Raw genomic sequence first — 19,994 nt, 5'->3', positions numbered from 1 at the left:
TTAGCGCTAATATACCTGCGAATCGCGTTGCTCGGCAACCTAAAAAGCGGCGGAGCCGATGCTCCGCCGCTTCAAGTAAAAATAAGTGCTCGCTTTGCGTGGCTTACGCCTTAACGGCTTCCAGCTCGAGCGAGATAGCAACATCGTCGCCCAGCATAACGCCGCCCGTCTCCAGCGCCGCGTTGTACGTCAGGCCAAAGTCGCTGCGCTTGATCTTGCCCTTCGCGCTGAAGCCTGCGCGCTGATTGCCCCAAGGATCCTTCGAAGCGCCTTCGTACGTCACTTCGAACGTCTCTTGCTTCGTAACGCCGTGCAGCGTGACGTCGCCGGTCACGTCATACTCGCCGTCGCCGGTCTTGACGATCTTCGTCGCTTTGAAGATCAGCTTCGGGTGATTCTCGACGTCGAAGAAGTCGGCGTTGCGCAGATGCGCGTCGCGGTCGGCGTTGCGCGTGTCGATGCTGGACAGGTCGATGGACAGCTCGATGTCGGCCGTCGTCAGGTCTTCAGCGTCTGCGTTAACGCTCGCTTCGAACGAGTGGAACGTGCCTTTTACCTTCGAGATCATCAAGTGGCGGATCGAGAAATCGATCGAGCTGTGCGAAGCGTCAATATTCCATGCGGATTTTGCCATTTTATTTTCCTCCTCATAATTAACTAACATTTTGGAACATGCTTTATTTAGTTAAGTAACATATCCTAAATATAGAGTAATATCGGGCGGCTGTCAACTGTGTAATTTCGCTTTACATTTAAAAAAATCCGTCCCCGCATATTGGCGAGAACGGCCTGTCGTATCAATCGGTTGCAAAGCTCATTCACGGAGCAGCCAGCCAAGCAGCTCGCAGGATTCGCGTTCGATCACCGCAATCATCGGCCCGAGCATGGTTTCATTTTTCGTGTGAAAAGTAACCGTGCTTAGCCGCTCGCTTCCGGTCGAAGGGAGTTGGATGACGTCTCCCTCGCCATTGACAGCAGCAAGGCCTGCCGGATCTAGCCCTTTCGCATCGATCTCCGCCTCCTGCCACTCCCCGACGACGGTTGTCCTGTCGCCCTCGGGCATCGCCTCCCAGGCAAGCTTGCGCAGGGCGGTGTCAGCCTCTGTCGTCTCTTTGGCATCTTCGTCGACGTCTGCGCGAATGCCAAAAAAGTAAGGCACGGTCCCTTGCGGCCAGGTCGCCGTCACCACGTACAATTGATTCCCTTTGCCGGCTGCGACTCGGAGCTTCCCGTCCTGCAGCTCGATGGCCTCGACTGGCCGCTCCGATCCGGGGAAATACACGATGCTGTGAAGGCTGTCCGGCGGATCCCCCGACCAGGCAAGCGCGATCTCGTCACCTGCGTTCGCGGGCGGCTTGTTCTTGACATCCTCGAAGCTCGGCGGCATCGCTGCCGCATCCGCGCATACGCCGACGCCTTTCTCCTTGTCGTTCCAGCAGTAGCCGCCCTTCTGCGCCTCAAAGGTCACGCCGCCTGCAGTTACCTCGAGATGCGGCACCACATCGGGTATCTTAAAAGGGTCTTCGGACGACGCAGGCAGCTGCGCGGTCGAAGCGGATGCGGAAGGCGGCTTCGGCGACTCTCCACCGTTCTCCGCCCCATTAAAACCCTCGCGAGCTCCGCACCCCTGCAAGACCAGCAGCGCGCCCAATAGCCAGCAAACCGCATATTTTCTCATCGGCCGTCCTCCGTTCTGTTACCGCCTAACATCCAGACGCTTCCAGATCAGGAATAGTTGCATGCAGCCGTCAAACACCCAGCATCGCGATCACCGCCGCCACCGTCACCGTGCTGATCGCAGTCGAGGCAAAAACCGTCTGCGAAGCGAACTCGGGTTCGTTGTCGAACTCGACGGCGAGCAGCACGCTGCTGAGCGAGGTCGGCACGGATGACGAGACGATCAACGCGCTTGCCAGCAGGCCGTGTGCGCCTATTATTTCGCAGGCGCCCCAGGCGAGCAGCGGACCTGCGGCCAGCCGCAGCGCGAGGGACAGGCTGATGTCCGACAGCAGCCTGCGACTGATGCGCCAGGCCATGCTGCCCAGCTGGACGCCGAGTGTGATGAGCGCCGTGCCGATAAAGGCGTTGGACAAATAATCGACGGAGGTTACGACGGAGTCGGGCAGCGGCACCGAGAAGTAGCGCATCAGCAGCGCCACGGGAATCACGTAGATGACCGGCATCGACAGAATGACCCGGCGAATTTGACGCCAGTCCGACTTGTGCGCGTTGACGCTGTATACGCCGTATGTATTCGGAATGAGCGACTGCATCATCATGATCAGCACCTGAACGGACAGCGTGTACGGATTGTTGTGGAACGCCAGCTGGTTCAGCGGGATTCCGTAGTTTGCGCTATTGTAAAAAAGCACGCTGCATCGCATCGCGCTGCGCATCGACGGCTCGTATCCGCGAAGACGGACGACCGCCGAGACGAGCGCGTACTGGAGCAGCATAAATAAAGCGAAAAAAGCCATGACCGTGCCGAACAGCGAGAGCGAGATCGCCGTATTGTACAGCAGCTTGAACATGATCGCCGGAGAAAATAAGTAAAAGTTCAGCTTCGACAGCGTCCGGATGTCCAGCTTGAAGGCGCGTTGCAATACGATGCCGAGCGCGATCAATATCGAAATCGGAAGCACGTTGCTCACGAGAATGTGGAGAAAAACGGTCATCCGCGGGCCTCCCCGGCAACGCTGGGCTCGACTCGGTCCAGGTGCCGCTTGCGGAACAGCAGGACAGCCGAGCAGAGCAGCATGAGCCCGTTCAGCACGAATACCCAGCGGATCGGTATCCAACCGGACAGCAAGCCGCCAAGCACCGGTCCCAGCATCGTGGCCAACTGCGTGGACGACTGGCTGAGGCTGAAGGCGCGGCCGCGGAATTCAGGCTCGGTGACCCGCACGATCATGGCGTTAAGCGCGGGGTAGACGCCCGCGAAAAACAAGCCGTATACGAAGCGAAGCGCGCCGAATTCGACGTAGTGCCCGACGAAGTATTGGAGCAGATTGCCGATGCCGCCGCCCGCGAGCCCGATGACGAGCACCTTGATAAAACCGATCCGCTGGCCGATCTTCCCCCACTGCGGCGCCGCGATGAGCGTCGCGATGCCGACCGCCGAGAAGACGATGCCCGCCTGCAGCGAAGCGTCCGCCTGTTCCCCGCCAAGCTGAGTCATGTAGATCGTGAGCAGCGGCTCGAGGATCATGACGGAGAAGGTGCTGAGGCCGACGATCAGGAGCAGCGTGATAAACGTGCGGTTGTGGATCGCCTGAGACAGATCCTCGCGAACGCTCGACCGCTTCGCCGAGCGGTTGAACTTCTCCTCCTTGACGAAAAAGCTTGCGATCAGCGCCGCGATGAAGACGACAGCCGCCGAAAATAAAAAAGCCTCCCGGTTGCTCGTCAGATGGCTCACCACGCCTCCGACAAGCGGCCCGATGATGCCGCCGCTGGCGCTGGCCGTCGCCATGACGCCGAGCGCATAGCCCGATTTTTCCTCAGGCGTGTTCGTCGCCACCAGCGCGATCGAAGCCGGCACGTAGCCCGCGAGCAAGCCCTGGCATACCCGGACCAACAGAAATACGTACGGATCTTGCACGAAAAAGGTGATCAGGTACAGCGCCGCGAGGCTGTAGCCCGAGCGGATCAGCATTGGCCTGCGTCCGTATTTGTCGGCCAGAGACCCCCAATACGGCGCGATCAACGCGCTTGCGAGAAAGGTAACGCCGAACGCGAAACCCGACCACTGGTTGACGTGATGCTCCACGCCCAGGTCGTTTTTCAGGAACAATGGGATGAACGGTATGGCGGCAGAGTAAGCCATGCTGCAAAAAAACACGCCGGTCCAGAGTACGTACAAATTCCTCTTCCATGATACGTTCAAAGCCATTCACTTCCTCGGGTGTAATAACAAAAGCAGACCCCCCCGCGCTGGGGGAGTCCGTACCGTAACTTATTATAACATGTTATATCGAATTAGTCCCGCATAAAGAACTGCATCGTTTTGTCGTTCGAACCCGGCAGGCCTTCGTGACCGAAGTCGGGATAAACGACCAGATCCTTCTTCGCCGTGATCTTGTTGTACGCGGCAAACTGCGTCGAAGGCGGGCAGACGGAATCCATCAGTCCGACGAACATGAGCACTTCGCCTTGAATGCGGTCTGCCAGATATTGAAGATCGATATAGCCAAGCCTGGTGAACACTTCTTCCTCGCGCTCGTGCGTCGGATCGAAGCGGCGGAAGTAGTCGCGCAGCTCCTGATAGGCGTCCTTCGCCAGGTCCATCTCCCACACTCGCTTGTAGTCGCAGAGGAAAGGAAAGACCGGCGCGAGCTTGGATACGCGCGGCTCCAGCGCGGCACAGGCGATCGTGAGCGCGCCGCCCTGCGAGCCGCCTGCCGCGTAGACGCGGGATGGGTCGACTTCGGGCAGGCCGAGCGCGATGCCGGCGAGCTGCGCGGTGTCGAGGAAAATGTGGCGGAACAGCAGGTTGTCCGGATGATCGTCCAGACCCCGGATAATATGCCCGTTCAGCGTATTACCCTTAACGCCGCCCACATCCTCGGACGAGCCCCCTTGACCGCGGGCGTCCATCGACAGAACGGAATAGCCTAGCGCCGCGAAGGCGAGCTTGTCGCTCCAATCCCCTGCGCTGCCCGAATAGCCGTGGAACTGCACGACGGCCGGATGCGGCTCCTGCACGTTTTTGGGACGGATATACTTCGCGTGGATGCGCGCGCCTCTGACGCCGGTAAAGTACAGGTCGAAGCAATCCGCCTGCGGCGTCTGGAATTCGCTCGGTACGAGCTCGACCTGCGGATCGGTTGCCTTCAGCTCGGCGAGCGCGCGATCCCAGTATTCGTCGAAGTCGGCCGGGCGCGGGTTGCGTCCCCGGTACTCCTTTAACTGATCTAACGGCATATCCAGTGCTGGCACGATAAATCTTCCCCTTTGACGATTGGTATGGCGGGATGGCGTTCCCGGCTCCGTCCGTATTGAAGCGTATTCATTGTACCATAGACTGGAAAAACTGTCCCTTTCCTTTTCTTGCGTTTTTTGCGCGCTATTATGGCTTTATTGCCATTCGACGCGCCGTACGTGGCGCAGCTCGTGCAGCGACGTCAGCACATTTTCCTTATCGCAGGACGGCGGCAGCTTGATCGACAGGTCGACGGCAACCTCACCTTTGTCGTCCCGATTCGTCTCGATCGCGACCAGCGACACCTGAAGCTCCTTCAGCTTGGCGAGCAGTTCATCCATCGCGCCATCGCCGTCCTCCAGCCGAATGCCGACATGCTCGGCAGACGCATGGCCCAGACGTCCGATGCTGCGTTGAAGAACCGTCTGCCCGAGCACGATCAGGACGACGGCGCCGCCGCCTACAATATACAGGCCCGCTCCGATCGCCATTCCCATCCCCGCGGTCGACCATACGCCGGCCGCAGTCGTCAACCCTTTGACCGTCTGCTTCTGCAAAATGATCATGCCCGCGCCTAGGAACCCGACACCGCTGACGACCTGCGCCGCGATTCGCGAAGGATCGAGCGACAGATTCGGCCAATCCTTCTGATCGCCGAAGCCGTACTTGGACAGCACCATCATCAGCGCCGCGCCCATGCCGACGATAAAATGCGTTTTAATGCCTGCCTCCTTCATTCTGCTCTTTCGTTCGTAGCCGATGATCGCTCCGCATAATCCGGCGGCCGCGATTCGGAGCAGCCATTCCCATTCCATCCGCATCACGCCTTCTTTCCTCGCCTATTTAGCAAAATAGTGTCCATAACCGTTTTATTACCCTTGCCGACGATATGCCGCAACGCAAAAAAGCCGGACTCCGATTGGAGTCCGGCCGGTATGCTTGTATATTCGCGGTGGCTCGGATTAGAATCCGCCCATGCCGCCCATATCGCCCATGCCGCCAGGCATGCCTGCAGGCGCTTTGTCCTTCTCAGGCTTGTCGGTGATGACCGCTTCGGTCGTCAGGAACAGGCCTGCGACGGATGCGGCGTTCTGCAGCGCGGAGCGGGTCACCTTCACCGGATCGATGATGCCGGCTTCGAACATGTTGACCCATTCGCCGGTAGCGGCATTGTAGCCGACGCCGACTTCTTCCTTCTTCAGACGCTCGACGATGACCGAGCCTTCTTGGCCGGCGTTGGCAGCGATCGTGCGGATCGGCTCTTCGAGCGAGCGCAGGATGATGTTGACGCCTGTCTTCTCGTCGCCTTCGGCGTTCACGGCCGCAACCGCGTTGTATACGTTAACCAGCGCCGTGCCGCCGCCGGATACGATGCCTTCTTCGACGGCTGCGCGAGTCGCATTCAGCGCGTCCTCGATGCGGAGCTTGCGCTCCTTCAGCTCGGTCTCGGTAGCTGCGCCGACCTTGATGACGGCTACGCCGCCGGCCAGCTTCGCCAGACGCTCTTGCAGCTTTTCACGGTCGAAGTCGGACGTCGTCTCTTCGATTTGAGCGCGGATTTGGTTGACGCGCGCCTTGATGTCGTTCGAGTCGCCTGCACCGTCGACGATGATCGTGTTTTCCTTGTTGACGCGAATTTGACGGGCGGAGCCCAGTTGGTTCACGTTCGTGGACTTCAGTTCAAGACCGAGCTCTTCGGTGATCACTTGACCGCCGGTCAGAGCCGCGATGTCTTGCAGCATCGCCTTGCGGCGGTCGCCGAAGCCAGGCGCCTTGACGGCTACGCAAGTGAACGTGCCGCGCAGACGGTTGACGATCAGCGTCGCTTGCGCTTCGCCTTCGACGTCCTCGGCGATGATCAGCAGCTGCTTGCCGGATTGTACGACCTTCTCAAGGATAGGCAGGATCTCCTGGATGTTGGAGATCTTCTTGTCCGTGATGAGGATGTACGGGTTGTCGAGCACGGCTTCCATCTTGTCCGTGTCGGTGATCATGTAAGGGGACACGTAGCCGCGGTCGAACTGCATGCCTTCGACAACGTCGAGCTCGGTTAAGAAGCCCTTGGATTCTTCGACAGTGATGACGCCGTCCTTGCCGACCTTCTCCATCGCTTCGGCGATCAGCTTGCCGACTTCTTCGTCAGCCGCGGAGATCGATGCGACTTGCGCGATGTCGTTGCTGCCTTCGACTTGCTTGGAGATCGCCTTCAGTTGCTCGACAGCGGCGCGTACGGCCTTGTCGATGCCCTTGCGGACGACCATCGGGTTCGCGCCGGCGGTGACGTTCTTCAGGCCTTCGCGGATGATCGCTTGCGCCAGTACCGTCGCGGTCGTCGTGCCGTCGCCGGCTACGTCGTTCGTCTTCGTCGCGACTTCTTTAACGAGCTGTGCGCCCGCGTTTTCGAATGCGTCCTCAAGCTCGATCTCCTTGGCGATCGTCACGCCGTCGTTCGTGATCAGCGGGGAGCCGAACTTCTTCTCGAGCACGACATTGCGGCCCTTCGGTCCGAGCGTTACCTTAACGGCATTGGCCAGTGCGTCCACACCGCGGAGCATCGCGCGGCGCGCGTCTTCGCTAAACTTGATTTCCTTAGCCATTCTTCAATAACCCTCCTCGAAATTGGTTCCTATTCGGATAGGTAATGCTTGCGATTGCTTATGTCAGCGGTTGTCCGCCGGCTTAGCCGACGATCGCGTGAATGTCGCTTTCTTTCATAATCAAATACTCTTTGCCTTCGTACTTGATCTCAGTTCCCGCATATTTGGAGAACAGAACGCGATCGCCTACGCTGACTTCCAGCGCGATGCGCGCGCCGTCTTTGCCGACTGCGCCGGCGCCTACCGCGATAATGGTGCCTTCTTGCGGCTTCTCCTTGGCCGTGTCCGGCAGAACGATACCGCTCAGCGTCTTTTCTTCCTTGGCGCTTGCTTCGACAAGCACGCGATCACCCAAAGGTTTGATCATGAAAATAGCCTCCTTTTTTACTCCGTTGCGGAGAATTTTGCGAAGTTTAGCACTCAATCGTGTTAAGTGCTAATAACCAATACCTATAATACTGATTTTGGATAACCATTTCAAGTCCCTTTGCGTTAAAAAATAAAGGCGGACCCGCATGAAAGGCGGATCCGCGCTCATTCGACATCCTTTTATCGTTTCCGCAAAACGTCCCGGCCTATACGCTTGGGTTGCGGCATCTAGCGTCCACTTAGCTCTTCTTTACGTTCGGAAGTTGCCGACCAACGTCTTCAAGCGGGCGGCCATCGTGCTGAGCCTGTCCGCCGTACGGGCCATCTCTTCCGTAGAAGACAGCTGCTGCTGGCTCATAGCGGTGACCTGCTCGGTGAAGGACGCATTCTCCTCCGTGATGCGCGTAATGTCGCTGATCGATTGCTGCACCGACTGGCTGCCCGCGGACATTTGTTCGACCGCCGCGGCGACATCCCCGATGTTGGCGCTCAGCTTGCCGACCTCGCCGACGATCTCTCTGAACGCGGACTCGGCGTGCTGCATGCCCGATACGGCGCCGAACACCTGCTCCGCGCTCTGCTCGAACATGGCGGCCACCTTGGTGATGTCGCCGGACATCGCCTCGAGCGTCGTCGCGATCTGAACGGCGGACTGCTGCGTCTGGTCGGCCAGCTTGCGGATCTCGCCGGCGACGACGGCGAAGCCGCGGCCATGCTCTCCCGCGCGCGCGGCTTCGATCGCCGCATTCAAGGCAAGCAGGTTCGTCTGACTCGAAATTTCCGAGATATATCCGATGACTTCGATAACTTTCTCGGATTTGTGATTGAGGCCGCGAACCGTCTCCTGAAGCGAGCGGAACGCCGACTCGACCTGCACGATATCGCTCGAGGTCGTCTGAAGCAGCGTGGAGCCGCCTTCCGCGCGGTCTCTTGTCAACTGGGCGGCATCCGATACGCCGGTCGTCGTCGAGGCGACCTGCGTCAGACCGCTGATCGTCTCGGTCATGACGGCCGAGATTTGCTGCGATTGCGTCACTTGCGTCTCCGAGCCCGCGGCTACGCGCTCGACCGCTCTCGACACTTCGCTGCTGACTCTCGCGTTCTCGTCTGCGCCCGTTTTCAACTGAATGGCGGATGCCGCGAGCTCGGCCGTATTTTCCCGAAGCTCCTTCATCATCTTCTGGAGTCCGTCCAGCATGGCGTTGGCCGCCGTCGCCAGATCGCCGACCTCGTCCTTCGTATAAACCGGAATGCGCTGGGTCAGGTCGCCGCCCGAACCCGCAATGTTCTTGAGCGTACCCGTGACGCCTCCGATCGAATGGAGCAGCTTGCGCGAGACGCTCAGCAGCGCCAAGCCGCCGCCCACCACAATGAGCGCGTAAATGACGATCACTTCGATTAATAACGCCGAATGCCCTTTGAACACAGAAGCCGCCGCCAGCATAATAAACGACAGCGCCAGCAGAACGACCAACGCGACATAACCGATCAAAAACTTCGTCTGCAAGCCGAATCCCGAATTGCGCATGCTTTACCCCTCCGAATTAATGTCGCTTGCCCACTTCTATGTAAGCACTTCCATTTCGAATCACAGACACATTTTAGCACAAGTTCGTATTGGATAATATCGGATTATGTCGAATGCATGAAAGGATTTTAATTTTTTGTCGGCAAACTTGAATCGACCGCCCTAAAAGGACGGTTCTCTCGCCCTAGGAGACTATGTTTCCTCCCGTTTGAACGATATCCCCTTCAGTCAGGAACGCATGCCAAATTTCCTAGGCCGGACTCAATAGATACAAGGACGCATACGAATTTGGCGGAAATGGTGCCCGTTCTCCTGTTCGAAGGGGATATCGTTCAAACGCGCAAAAACAAAAAAACGTTCGCCGCGCAAGCAAAGTCAGCCGCTTGTCGGCAAACGTTCCCTATTCACGCTAATCGTCTTCGTCCAACGCGGCTTCCCGTTCGGCGGCGCGTCGCATACGCTTGCTGTAGGCGCTCGCAGACAATAGCACGCTGATCTCGTAGAGCAGGATGAGCGGCACCGCCACGAGTAGATCCGAGATGACGTCCGGCGGCGTCACGACGACGCCGACGACGGCCATGACGAACCAGGCCAGCTTCCTCAGCTTGCGCAGCAGCGCCGGGCTTAAGATGCCGATCCGGGTGAGAAATAAGATGATAATCGGCAGCTCGAACAGGAGCGACATCGGCACGAGGATGTTGAACAGGAAGCTAAAGTATTGGTTCGCCCCGTAAACTTGCTTCAGCCCCAGGTTTTCTGTCACTTTTTCCGTAAAAGAATACGCCATCGGGAAAATCACGTAGTAGGCAAAAGCCAAACCGGCCAAAAACATGAAAAGAGCTCCGGGTATGTATCGCAGCGTCGCTCGCTGTTCCTTTTTTCCGAGCGCGGGCTTGACGAACGCCCACAACTGGAAAAGGGTGAACGGAATAACGACGACAAACGAGATGACAAAAGCGAACTTCATATAAAGGCTGATCGCGTCCCACGGCGAGAAAGCGCTAAGGTCGACCTGCCCCGACGGTGCGGCGTCGATCAGATAATCGAACAGCGGCTCCGCGCCGAACAGGCCTCCGACCAGCGCGAGGACCAGCACGATGATGATATAAATGACCCTTTTGCGCAATTCTCCGATATGCTCCATGAGCGGCATGCCGCCCATATCCATCGTATCGGCCCTTGCGCCCGAGCGCTCCGCCATATGCGACCTCCGCCCCCAGCCCCACCGGGCATAAAAAATCAGGACGGCTCCCGGAAATCAAGCCGCCCTCCGTATTCATGAAATGAGTATGTCCGGCCACCCGAATCCATGCAGGTTCCGCAAGGAATCATCAACCCGTCATTCGGGCAGACGGCGCTCGGCCTTCATCGGCTCCGCTTCAGGAGCCGCCGCGACTTCGCGGCGAGCCGGACGCTCGCTGTCGTCCATCAGATCGTTGGCGCCCTTCTTGAATTCGCGCAACGTGCGTCCGAAAGCCTTGCCCAGCTCGGGCAGCTTGTTCGGTCCGAACAGTAGCAAAGCGATGAGAATCAGCAGAATCAGTCCTGATGCCCCAATACCTCCCATGGTTATCCCTCCCTTGTCTTGGTGACTGGGCTTGCATTAAAACCGAATAAACGAAATGGCGCATGTCGCAAATTCGTACATTGCGCCTGAAATGACTACATTGTGGCCGGTCAACGGTGCAATCCGCCATACCCCATCGCGGCGATCTCTTGCCGTGTGATGCGCTCTCCTGCCAACACACGCGGGAGCAGCACGTCGAACGACGTATACGGATCGTGCATGACGCAGCCCGGCAATCCGAAGATCGGCACGCCCTCCAAATAGCCGAAGAGCAGCATCGAGCCCGGTAGCATCGGTGTCCCATAGCTGACGATGTCGGCGCCCGCGTCGGCGATGGCGCCCGGCGTACGGTCGTCCGGATCGACAGACATCCCGCCGGATACCAGTATCATATCATAACGCCGTTCGAGGAAGTAGTGCAAGTGGTTGACAATTGTTTGACGGTCGTCGGGTGCGAAGCGCTGCTCGGCGAGCTCCGAGCCGAGCGCCTCCAGCTTCGCCCGGACGGCGGGTCCGAACTTGTCGGCGATGCGCCCCGTGAACACCTCGGTTCCCGTGGACAGCAACCCGGCGCGCATCCGGAGCAATGGCTTGACCGCGACGGGAGCTGCGCCGCCGTGCGACGCTCTGTAGCTTGCCACGATGTCCTCCGCCGCGACGATCTTGGCCTCGGGCACGACGAGCGGAATCGCCCGCGAAGCGGCGAGCGCCTCTCCGGCCGTCACGAAGCGTCCGCCGGCAATCGTGGCGAGCGCGATCTCGCCGAGCGCGTTGATCGCGTCCACGACTTCGCGCACAATGACGGCGAGCCCCGGCGATGCGGCCTTGAGCGTCACCTTTCCTTCATGGGGCTCGCCGTACGCGATTCCTTCTCCGGCGAGCGCGGCGGCGAGCCGAAGCGCGGCATCGTCCTCGTGCAGATCGCCCGGCGCAAGCTCGATGACGTACAAGTGCTCCTTGCCGATGTCCTTCAGCTTCGGAATGTCGTCCGCCGTGACGCGATGTCCCTTGCTGAACAGCCTTCCCTTGAAGGTACCGGGCACAATCTGCGTCAGATCGTGTGCAAGCGTCAGCCCGACGGCATCCTCGACCTTCACCTCGCGAAGCACGGTCCCGCTCGGCCTGGATAGACCGCTCATCAGTAGTCCCGGTCCTTCCCGATGCCCGAGACGAGCAGCAGGGCTTCGGGCAGCTGATCCATAATTGCCATCAGCATGTCGTTGACGCCCTTCGGGTCGCCCGGCAAGTTCACGATCAGCGAGCGGCCCCGGATGGCGATGACGCCGCGATAGAGCATATAGTGCCTGCTTCGCTGCATGACCGCGGCACGCATCGCTTCGGTCATGCCCGGCACCGTCCGCTCGGACACCATCATCGTCGCCTCGGGCGTCACGTCGCGCAATCCGAGACTGGTGCCGCCCGTAGTCAGCACCAGATCGGCCTGAAAATAGTCGCACATCTCGATCAAGGCGGCGCGCAGCTCGTCCTGTTCGTCGGGCACGACGCGATAGTCGACGATCTCTCCGCCAAGCTCCTCCTCGACGAGCTCCCGGATGACCTGCGCGCTCGTATCCTCGCGTTCGCCCCGGGAGCCTTTGTCGCTGGCCGTCAGCAGCGCCACTTTCCAAATCATGCCCATCCCCCCGATTCGCGTCTCCTCAAATATTAAGCAAGCGGCCTCGGCCCGATCGGCCTAGCTCTCCGCCCGGTAATCCCCGCTCTTGCCGCCTGTCTTGCTCCGCAGCAGGGTCGGCCCGATCACCATATCCTTCTGCAGCGCCTTGCACATATCGTAGACCGTCAGCGCGGCCGCAGACACCGCCGTCAACGCTTCCATCTCGACGCCGGTCTTGCCCGTCGTCTTGACCTCGGCCGCGATCGTCAGCGTATCGTCGCCGCTCGTGCCGAAACTCACATTCACGCCCGTAAGCGGCAGCGGGTGGCACATCGGTATCCAATCCGACGTCCGCTTGGCCGCTTGAATCGCGGCGATCTGCGCGACCGCCAGCACGTCGCCCTTCTCCACCGTACGGTCCAATATCCGCGACAGCGTCGAAGGCGCCATCGTGATTCGGCTCTCCGCCACGGCCGTCCGCGCGGTCGCGGCCTTGTCCGATACGTCTACCATGACGGCGCGGCCCTGTTCGTTAAAATGCGTCAATCGTCCTTCGCCGCCTGTCATCATGGACCCTCCTTCGCAAACCAGATCAATCCTTCGTCGGTCGCCACGCCATGGAGCGCCAGATCGTGCGCCTCCTTCGGCAGCGCTTCGTCGCACAATTGCAGCGCATACGCAAAGCCGATCCAGTAAGGCAACCGCCCCGGGCCGATCGCCTCGGCCAAGCGGTCGTAGTAGCCGCCGCCGTAGCCCAGCCGGCCGCCTTGCCGGTCGAATGCCATGCCCGGAACCAGCACCGCGTCGGGCCGTTCGTCCTTCGCAAGCGGCTCCGTGCGAAGCGGATCCGGACTTGGCACGCCATAACGCTCCGGACGCCAGTCCGTCGGCGATGAGACGATCCGCAGGTCCATCCCGCCGCCGTCGTCGCGAATGCGCGGAGCGACCGCCCGATGGCCGCCGGCGACGCACCATGCCAGCACGCCCGCCGGATCGGCCTCCGAGCGGAACGCGCCGTACAGAACCACGGTCAACGGCCGCCCCAACGTCAGGCATAGCGGCTCCAGCGCCTGCGCCACGACGACGTCGCAGAGTCTGCGCGAAAGCGCCTGGCGCTCGTCCGGCGTCAGCGCGTCGCGCCGTGCCGCCATCGCCTTGCGCAGCGCAGGCTTCCCCGCGCCTCCCGGCTCCCTCGCACTCATCCGCCATCCCTCATTAATACACGCGAATTCATAGATAGCAATAGTGTATCATTTTTCCGCACGGTACGCCAAAGCGCTTTTGCACGAAAACGACCCGCCTGGTCTTCGCCTGGCGCTATCCTGCAAATGCGCATCATCCGAGGCCGGGAGGGCGCTTTGGACGTTCAAGCGGTTTTGCGATAAACTTGATTCAACTACAAGATCTCGTTCGGAGGGAATCCTCTTGCTTTTACAGGCATCCGGCATCGTCAAGCATTACGGCGTCACCCCTATATTAGAAGGCGTCTCGCTGCAAATCGGCGAACGCGACCGCATCGGCCTCGTCGGCGTAAACGGTGCGGGCAAGTCGACTTTCCTTAAAATTTTGGCCGGCGAACTCGATTCCGACCAAGGCTCGGTGTCGAAGCCGCGCGAGCTGCGCATCGGATATCTGGCACAGAACAGCGGGCTGGACCAGCGGTTGACCATCCAGGAAGTGATGAACGCCGCGTTCGGTCCGCTGCTCGAGCAGGAGCGCGCGCTCGGACGGCTCGAGGCGCGGATCGCCGATTTTGCCGAGCAAGCCGACGCGGCCCGCTACGAAGCGCTGCTCGCGCAGTATGCCGACGCGAACGACCGGTTCCGCGAAGCCGGCGGCTTTGAAATGAACAACCGCATCCGCGCCGTCCTTCACGGCATGGGCTTCGGCGACTTTCCGAGCGATACGGTCGTCTCTTCGCTGAGCGGCGGACAACGGACGCGCCTCGCGCTCGCCAGGCTGCTCGTCGTGCAGCCCGAGCTGCTGCTGCTCGACGAGCCGACGAACCACCTGGACATCGATACGCTGACCTGGCTCGAGCAATATTTGCGCACGTATTCGGGAGCGATGGTCATCGTTTCGCACGACCGTTACTTTTTAGACGCGACCGTCTCTTCTATTGTAGAGATCGAGCGCCACGCGGCGACGCGTTACACCGGCAACTATACGCGTTTCATGGAGCTTAAGGCAGCCGATTTTGCCCAAAAGGTGAAGCTGTACGAGCAGCAGCGCAAGGACATCCAGCGGATGGAGGAGTTCATTCAGAAAAATATCGTTCGCGCCACCACGACGCGACGCGCGCAAAGCCGCCGGAACGCGCTCGAACGTATCGAACGGCTGGAGCGTCCGGGCACGCTGAAGCAGGCGAGCTTCTCCTTCACGGCCGAACGGCGCACGGGCAAGGACGTGCTGCAGGTATATGACGCCTCGGCCGCACCGGGAGAAGGCATCAGCCCTCTTTTCCGCCATGTGGGCTTCGAGGCCAAGCGCGGCGAGCGTATCGCGCTGCTCGGTCCCAACGGCGTCGGCAAGACGACGCTGCTGCGCGCGCTCGTCGGACAGCTGCCGCTCGCGGCAGGCACGATTCGCTGGGGGACGGGCGTGCAGCTCGGCTATTACGATCAGGAGCAGCGCGGCCTCAATCCGTCCAACACGGTGCTGGAGGAAGTCTGGAGCAGCTATCCGATGCTGCCCGAAGCCGAGATCCGCACCGTGCTCGGCAACTTCCTGTTCAGCGGCGAGGACGTCCGCAAGACGGTCGGCTCGCTCAGCGGCGGCGAAAAGGCGCGCGTCGCCTTGTCAAAGCTCATGCTGATGAAGGCCAACGTGCTTGTGCTCGACGAGCCGACGAACCATTTGGACCTGTGGAGCCGGGAGGTGCTCGAGGGCGCTTTGGAGGAGTATGACGGGACGCTGCTGTTCGTGTCCCACGACCGCTATTTCCTGAACAGGCTTGCGGATCGCGTCGTAGAGCTCGGCCCGGAGGGTGCCGTGCATTTCCTGGGCAATTATGACGAAATGGTCGCGAAAAAGCGCGAATTGGAGGAGTGGGCCGCCTCTTCGGCAGCCGGCGCGTCTTCTTCCGCGGCCAGCGCCGCCCCGGCCCCCCAGTCCTCCGTCACCGATTACGAGACGGAAAAGCAGGCCAAACGCGATGAACGCGCGAAGCAGCGCAAGCTGGAGCAGGCCGAGGCCGACATTTCGAAGCTGGAGACTGAGGTTGCGGCGCTTGAGGAAGAGATGGCACTGCCCGAAGTGTGCACGGACTTCGTCCGGCTGCGCGAGGTTCAGGCGAAGCTAGAGGAGAAGCAGCGGGCGCTGGAGACGGCGTTCGCTGTCTGGGAATCGTTGATGGCATAAACGTTGACGCTTGAAGGCGATGACGTTCATAAGCTTTGCCGCAGTCCTTGCTTTGCCCAATTGCCGTCCTACTCGTCGTCTGACGAGCCATAGGGCGGCTTTTTTGTATTTGTATACGGCCTTTTTGTGACGATAAAATGGCATTTTAAAAGTCTTCATAAAAAAATGTTATCCACAGTCTTATCCACTGCATGTGCATGCATAATTCATCGGCAAAAGCGTTTCTGCTATTTAAAAATAGCTTCGTGACGCAGACGATTTAGTCGCAGCATATGGCACGCCCGGTTGGAGGATCGTCTTATCCCCACAATCCCCAACTCAAAAGAAAGACGCTTGAAAATATAATCCCCGTTTTCAAGATTACACTGCGTTTACTCTCCCAACACATTGGGCAGCTTTATCCCCATTATACACAGGGACTGTGCATAACTTTACCCACATGAGCCTGCTTGCGATTTGGGAACGGAAACCATTGACTTCCTGGCAAAACGTCGATTTTCTCTCGTTAAATGCGAGTATGAAGAAAAGCGCCTGCGCGATCGACGGGGTCGGTGTCGATTCGCTCAGACGCTTTTCAAAAGGGGGTATGCCGTTACTTTATCACGCCGCAAAATCCATGTCAACATATATCACATAAAAAATTAATAGTTGACACAAACATGCCAAATAGTGCCCCTCGATTGAATATCGGCGTAAGCCCAGCAGGACTCGGATACATACGGCGCAAAGCTGCCGTCGCTGTAGCCTTTTACCGAAGCTCCGATTATTAAACGGACCATTCCTCCAGCGACACCTGCGCGGCAGCGGCCAGATCGAGCGACGAAAACTGCCCTCTGCGCCACTTGAGGTCCGCGGCGGCGCCGATCATGGCGGCGTTGTCGCTGCACAGCGACATCGGCGGCACGAGCATCGGCAGCCCGGCCTCTTCGCAGCGGGCGGCCAGGCGCTCCCGGATGCCGCGGTTGGCGGCGACGCCGCCGCACAGCAGCAGCTGGCGCGCGCCGAACTCCGCCGCAGCCTTCATCGCCTTCGTCGTCACGACGTCGACGACCGAGTTCTGGAATCCCCGCGCCAGCGCGGCAAAATCGGGATCGAGCCCTTTCATCTTGGTGCGGTTGATCTCCGCCAGCACGGCCGACTTCAAGCCGCTGAAGCTGAAATCGTAGGAGCCCTCCTCCAGCCAGGCGCGAGGCAGCACGATCTCCTCATCGGACTGCTGCGCCAGCCGGTCCACGTGAGGCCCTCCCGGATAGGGGAAGAACAGCGCGCGCGCAACCTTGTCGTAGGCCTCGCCGACCGCGTCGTCCCGCGTGCGGCCGACGATTCGAAACACGCCCTCCTCCGGCAGCAGCACCAGCTCGGTATGTCCGCCCGATACGACAAGCGCCAGCGCCGGGTATACGATGTCCCCGATCAGGCGGTTCGCGTAAATATGTCCGGCGATATGGTGCGTACCGATCAACGGGACGTCCAGGGCGAGCGCGAGCGACTTGGCCGCCACGACGCCGACCAGCAGCGCGCCGATCAGGCCCGGACCTTGCGTGACGGCGATCGCGTCGATGTCCCGCCGGGATACGCCGGCCTCCGTGAGCGCCTCCTGGACGATCAGCGTGATGCTCTCGACGTGCTTGCGCGAAGCGATCTCCGGCACGACGCCGCCGAAGCGGCGGTGCGTCTCGATCTGGCTCGAGACGATGTTGGAGAGCACCTCGCGACCGTCGCGAACGACCGCCGCGGACGTCTCGTCGCAGCTCGTCTCGATCGCCAGCAGCAGACTACCGTCTTTCTTTTCCGATACGTGCTTCGTCGTCATGAAGACATCCCCCCGCGCTCCCGGCCAAGCGACGGATCCAGATCCGCCCACATGATGAGCGCGTCCTCGTTGTTGTCCGAATAGTAGCCCGGCCGAAGTCCCGCGGGACCGAAGCCGAGCTTGCGGTAAAGTCGCTGCGCGCGTTCGTTGGACACCCTCACTTCGAGCGTCATCCGCGCCGCTCCGAGCCAGGCCGCGGTCCGCATCAGCTCCCGCAGCAGCCGTTCGCCGAGCCCTTTGCCGCGATACGCCTCGCGAACCGCGATGTTCGTCACGTGCGCCTCGTCCACGATGAGCCACATGCCGCCGTAGCCGAGCACTTCGTTGTCCTTGGCCATCACCATATATTTAGCGAAAAGGTTTTGCGTCAGCTCGTTGTGAAAAGCTTCGGGCGTCCAAGGCGCCGTAAAAGCTTCCCGCTCGATCTCAACGATGGCATCGATGTCCGCGAGCGTCATCGACCGGAACTCGATCTTGTCGTTCAAGCTTGTCCCTCCGTCCGGGCGCCGTCGCCGAGCTTCGTCTCGGCCTCGGTCAGCTGCGTGTAGTTGGGCGCGAAGCCATGAACATCTTCTACGAGCCCTTTGGCCAGTCTTGCCGCCGCGAGCCGGCCCATCTCGCTCGCGTCGATCGCCAGCGGCAAAGCGACCGCGCCTTCGAGCGTCGCAAGGACTGCCGCATGAGGGCCGATCTCGCCGACGAAAACGAGCAGCGCGCCCGCTTCGGCAGCATTCGCGGCAAGAGACGGCCCCCACTCGCCGATGAGCCTGATGGCATCCTCGTCGAGCCGTCGCCAGACCGATCCGTCCGTCGTCTCGAAACGGGCGCCGTATACTTGTCCGCGCCTCGCATCCATGATCGGGACGACCCAGACCGGCCGCTCTGCATGGCGCGATGCGAACGCCGCCGTCTCCGTCGCCTGTTTATCGCCGCGCAAATAAGGCGCCGCCGCCATGGCCAGCGTCTCCAGACTCGACAGTCCGACGAGCGGCTTGTCCCAAGCCCAAGCCAGCGTCTTGGCAGCCGACACGCCGATGCGCACGCCCGTATACGAGCCCGGTCCGCGTCCTACCGCGATCCCGTCGATCTCCTCGCCGCCAGCTTCCTCCAGCAGCGTCTTCAGATCCGACACGATGCGCACGGCATGGTTGCGTTCGGTGTGCGAGTGACGGCTCGCCAGCACCTCCGCGCCGCGGCAAACCGACGCCGCCAGCACGGCCGTGGACGTGTCGAAGCACAGCATCAGCGGATTGTCGCCTGCCGTGCGCTTATTGCCGTTCGTCATCTCCGCTTCCCTCCTCCTTCGCCGGCCGAAGCCCCAGCTCCGCGCACCACGCCTCGTACCGGGCGCCGATCGGCGCGCACGTCGCCAGCCTGCTCTCCGGTCCGGTCAGCTCGAGCCGGATATGCAGGCGCTCGGGGGGCAGCAGCGGCTCGACGAGCGAAGCCCACTCGACGAGCGATACGCCGACGCCGTCGAAGTATTCGTCCAGCCCCAGCTCGTCGGCCTCCGCGATCGACAGGCGATACACGTCCATATGATAGAGCGGCAATCGGCCGCCTTCGTACTCTTTCACAATCGTAAACGTTGGGCTGTTCACCATGCCCGGCACGCCAAGGCCAGCCGCGAATGCCTTCGCGAAGCGGGTCTTGCCCGCGCCGAGATCGCCGTCCAGCGCGATCAGCGCGCCGGGTACGCACAGGTCCGCGAGCCGTTCGGCAAAACGCACCGTGTCCGCCTCGGACCGCAGCTCCAGCACGAATCGTCCGGCGCCGGCGGCCTCTCTGCCGCCTTCGCTCCAGTCGTGCATGTCGATCGTTCTCCTTCAATGCGGACAGTCCGCAGGTTGTCCTTAATTATATCGGTGCGGGGGCGAACTTGCAAAGCTATGGAGGGGAGGGGAAAGGAGAGATAAGCGCGCCGGAGGCGATCGGCGAACGTCGTCTTAAGTCGAAAACAGGCCTGCAGTTAGGGGGTATAAGTTTTCGTGGGTAAATTCATCGATTTTTCGTTGCAGCAGTGCGCCCAGTCAGCTCGGGTTTGAGCCAGTAATTCGCCACTTGCGTCCATTTTGGATCAATTCCCCTGCGTCCGTTTTCGCTTTTATTAAATCTCGATTCGCACGGATGAGCAGACCAAGTTCGACAGGATGCCTGGAAGGAGCGTTCATTGAACTTTTTGAAAGCAATCCGGGAATTGCGGGCTTCGGAGCCATCAGCTCCG

At 60.4% G+C, this 19,994-nt stretch carries 20 protein-coding genes; 1 reads left to right on the top strand and 19 read right to left on the bottom strand.

Going from position 1 to position 19,994, the window contains the following annotated elements; all coding sequences use genetic code 11:
- Nucleotides 1-103: 103 nt before the first annotated feature.
- The 15 genes from KVT38_RS17105 to KVT38_RS17035 all read right to left on the bottom strand — a co-directional run bounded on the left by KVT38_RS17105 (nucleotide 104) and on the right by KVT38_RS17035 (nucleotide 13,799).
- Nucleotides 104-634, bottom strand: a complete 531-nt coding sequence (locus KVT38_RS17105) for a YceI family protein (protein ID WP_217594947.1) — start codon at nucleotides 632-634, stop codon at nucleotides 104-106.
- A 180-nt stretch (nucleotides 635-814) separates the two neighbouring features.
- Complete coding sequence (locus KVT38_RS17100) at nucleotides 815-1,678, bottom strand: hypothetical protein (RefSeq protein WP_217594946.1); 864 nt, start codon at nucleotides 1,676-1,678, stop codon at nucleotides 815-817.
- A 70-nt stretch (nucleotides 1,679-1,748) separates the two neighbouring features.
- The gene (locus KVT38_RS17095; protein ID WP_217594945.1) at nucleotides 1,749-2,675 is read right to left on the bottom strand and encodes an AEC family transporter; all 927 of its coding nucleotides are present in this window, start codon (nucleotides 2,673-2,675) and stop codon (nucleotides 1,749-1,751) included.
- A complete protein-coding gene (locus tag KVT38_RS17090; RefSeq protein WP_217594944.1) occupies nucleotides 2,672-3,886 on the bottom strand; it encodes an MFS transporter in 1,215 nt (404 codons plus the stop codon). Before KVT38_RS17090 ends, KVT38_RS17095 begins: the two co-directional genes overlap by 4 nt.
- Nucleotides 3,887-3,978: 92 nt before the next feature.
- A complete protein-coding gene (locus KVT38_RS17085; RefSeq protein WP_217594943.1) occupies nucleotides 3,979-4,938 on the bottom strand; it encodes an alpha/beta fold hydrolase in 960 nt (319 codons plus the stop codon).
- 138 nt (nucleotides 4,939-5,076) lie between these two features.
- Nucleotides 5,077-5,736: an MgtC/SapB family protein gene (locus tag KVT38_RS17080; RefSeq protein WP_217594942.1), complete on the bottom strand. Its 660-nt coding sequence runs from the start codon at nucleotides 5,734-5,736 to the stop codon at nucleotides 5,077-5,079.
- Between the two features lie 147 nt (nucleotides 5,737-5,883).
- Complete coding sequence (gene groL, locus KVT38_RS17075) at nucleotides 5,884-7,518, bottom strand: chaperonin GroEL (RefSeq protein ID WP_217594941.1); 1,635 nt, start codon at nucleotides 7,516-7,518, stop codon at nucleotides 5,884-5,886.
- A gap of 82 nt (nucleotides 7,519-7,600) precedes the next feature.
- Nucleotides 7,601-7,885: a co-chaperone GroES gene (gene groES, locus KVT38_RS17070; protein WP_090110743.1), complete on the bottom strand. Its 285-nt coding sequence runs from the start codon at nucleotides 7,883-7,885 to the stop codon at nucleotides 7,601-7,603.
- A gap of 252 nt (nucleotides 7,886-8,137) precedes the next feature.
- Nucleotides 8,138-9,415: a methyl-accepting chemotaxis protein gene (locus KVT38_RS17065; RefSeq protein WP_217594940.1), complete on the bottom strand. Its 1,278-nt coding sequence runs from the start codon at nucleotides 9,413-9,415 to the stop codon at nucleotides 8,138-8,140.
- 409 nt (nucleotides 9,416-9,824) lie between these two features.
- A complete protein-coding gene (gene tatC, locus KVT38_RS17060) occupies nucleotides 9,825-10,616 on the bottom strand; it encodes a twin-arginine translocase subunit TatC (protein WP_217594939.1) in 792 nt (263 codons plus the stop codon).
- A gap of 138 nt (nucleotides 10,617-10,754) precedes the next feature.
- The gene (tatA, locus tag KVT38_RS17055) at nucleotides 10,755-10,982 is read right to left on the bottom strand and encodes a twin-arginine translocase TatA/TatE family subunit (RefSeq protein WP_217594938.1); all 228 of its coding nucleotides are present in this window, start codon (nucleotides 10,980-10,982) and stop codon (nucleotides 10,755-10,757) included.
- Between the two features lie 110 nt (nucleotides 10,983-11,092).
- Nucleotides 11,093-12,121: a molybdopterin-binding protein gene (locus KVT38_RS17050; protein ID WP_217594937.1), complete on the bottom strand. Its 1,029-nt coding sequence runs from the start codon at nucleotides 12,119-12,121 to the stop codon at nucleotides 11,093-11,095.
- Nucleotides 12,121-12,615, bottom strand: a complete 495-nt coding sequence (locus KVT38_RS17045; protein WP_217594936.1) for a MogA/MoaB family molybdenum cofactor biosynthesis protein — start codon at nucleotides 12,613-12,615, stop codon at nucleotides 12,121-12,123. Before KVT38_RS17045 ends, KVT38_RS17050 begins: the two co-directional genes overlap by 1 nt.
- Nucleotides 12,616-12,675: 60 nt before the next feature.
- On the bottom strand, nucleotides 12,676-13,167 hold the full coding sequence (gene moaC, locus KVT38_RS17040) for a cyclic pyranopterin monophosphate synthase MoaC (protein WP_306795325.1): 492 nt from the start codon (nucleotides 13,165-13,167) through the stop codon (nucleotides 12,676-12,678).
- On the bottom strand, nucleotides 13,164-13,799 hold the full coding sequence (locus tag KVT38_RS17035) for a 5-formyltetrahydrofolate cyclo-ligase (RefSeq protein ID WP_217594935.1): 636 nt from the start codon (nucleotides 13,797-13,799) through the stop codon (nucleotides 13,164-13,166). The genes moaC and KVT38_RS17035 overlap by 4 nt, the downstream gene beginning before the upstream one ends.
- A 223-nt stretch (nucleotides 13,800-14,022) precedes the next feature.
- On the opposite strand from KVT38_RS17035, the gene KVT38_RS17030 reads away from it, so the two are divergent.
- Nucleotides 14,023-15,957 carry an ABC-F family ATP-binding cassette domain-containing protein gene (locus KVT38_RS17030; RefSeq protein ID WP_217594934.1) on the top strand — a complete coding sequence of 645 codons (1,935 nt, stop codon included), beginning with the start codon at nucleotides 14,023-14,025 and terminating at the stop codon, nucleotides 15,955-15,957.
- A 766-nt stretch (nucleotides 15,958-16,723) separates the two neighbouring features.
- On the opposite strand, the gene tsaD is transcribed toward KVT38_RS17030, so the two are convergent.
- From tsaD to tsaE, 4 genes are read right to left on the bottom strand one after another with little or no spacing between them, the layout of a single operon-like run.
- Nucleotides 16,724-17,770: a tRNA (adenosine(37)-N6)-threonylcarbamoyltransferase complex transferase subunit TsaD gene (gene tsaD, locus KVT38_RS17025; protein WP_217594933.1), complete on the bottom strand. Its 1,047-nt coding sequence runs from the start codon at nucleotides 17,768-17,770 to the stop codon at nucleotides 16,724-16,726.
- Nucleotides 17,767-18,255: a ribosomal protein S18-alanine N-acetyltransferase gene (rimI, locus tag KVT38_RS17020; RefSeq protein ID WP_256454867.1), complete on the bottom strand. Its 489-nt coding sequence runs from the start codon at nucleotides 18,253-18,255 to the stop codon at nucleotides 17,767-17,769. The genes tsaD and rimI overlap by 4 nt, the downstream gene beginning before the upstream one ends.
- A complete protein-coding gene (gene tsaB / locus KVT38_RS17015; protein ID WP_217594932.1) occupies nucleotides 18,252-19,055 on the bottom strand; it encodes a tRNA (adenosine(37)-N6)-threonylcarbamoyltransferase complex dimerization subunit type 1 TsaB in 804 nt (267 codons plus the stop codon). Before tsaB ends, rimI begins: the two co-directional genes overlap by 4 nt.
- Nucleotides 19,039-19,581, bottom strand: a complete 543-nt coding sequence (gene tsaE, locus KVT38_RS17010; RefSeq protein WP_217594931.1) for a tRNA (adenosine(37)-N6)-threonylcarbamoyltransferase complex ATPase subunit type 1 TsaE — start codon at nucleotides 19,579-19,581, stop codon at nucleotides 19,039-19,041. Before tsaE ends, tsaB begins: the two co-directional genes overlap by 17 nt.
- Nucleotides 19,582-19,994 lie beyond the last annotated feature (413 nt).

The organism is Cohnella sp. GbtcB17, assembly GCF_019091135.1.
Lineage (GTDB): Bacteria > Bacillota > Bacilli > Paenibacillales > Paenibacillaceae > Cohnella.
Note: the sequence above shows the minus strand (reverse complement) of the source record. Positions and strands in the feature narration are given on the sequence as shown.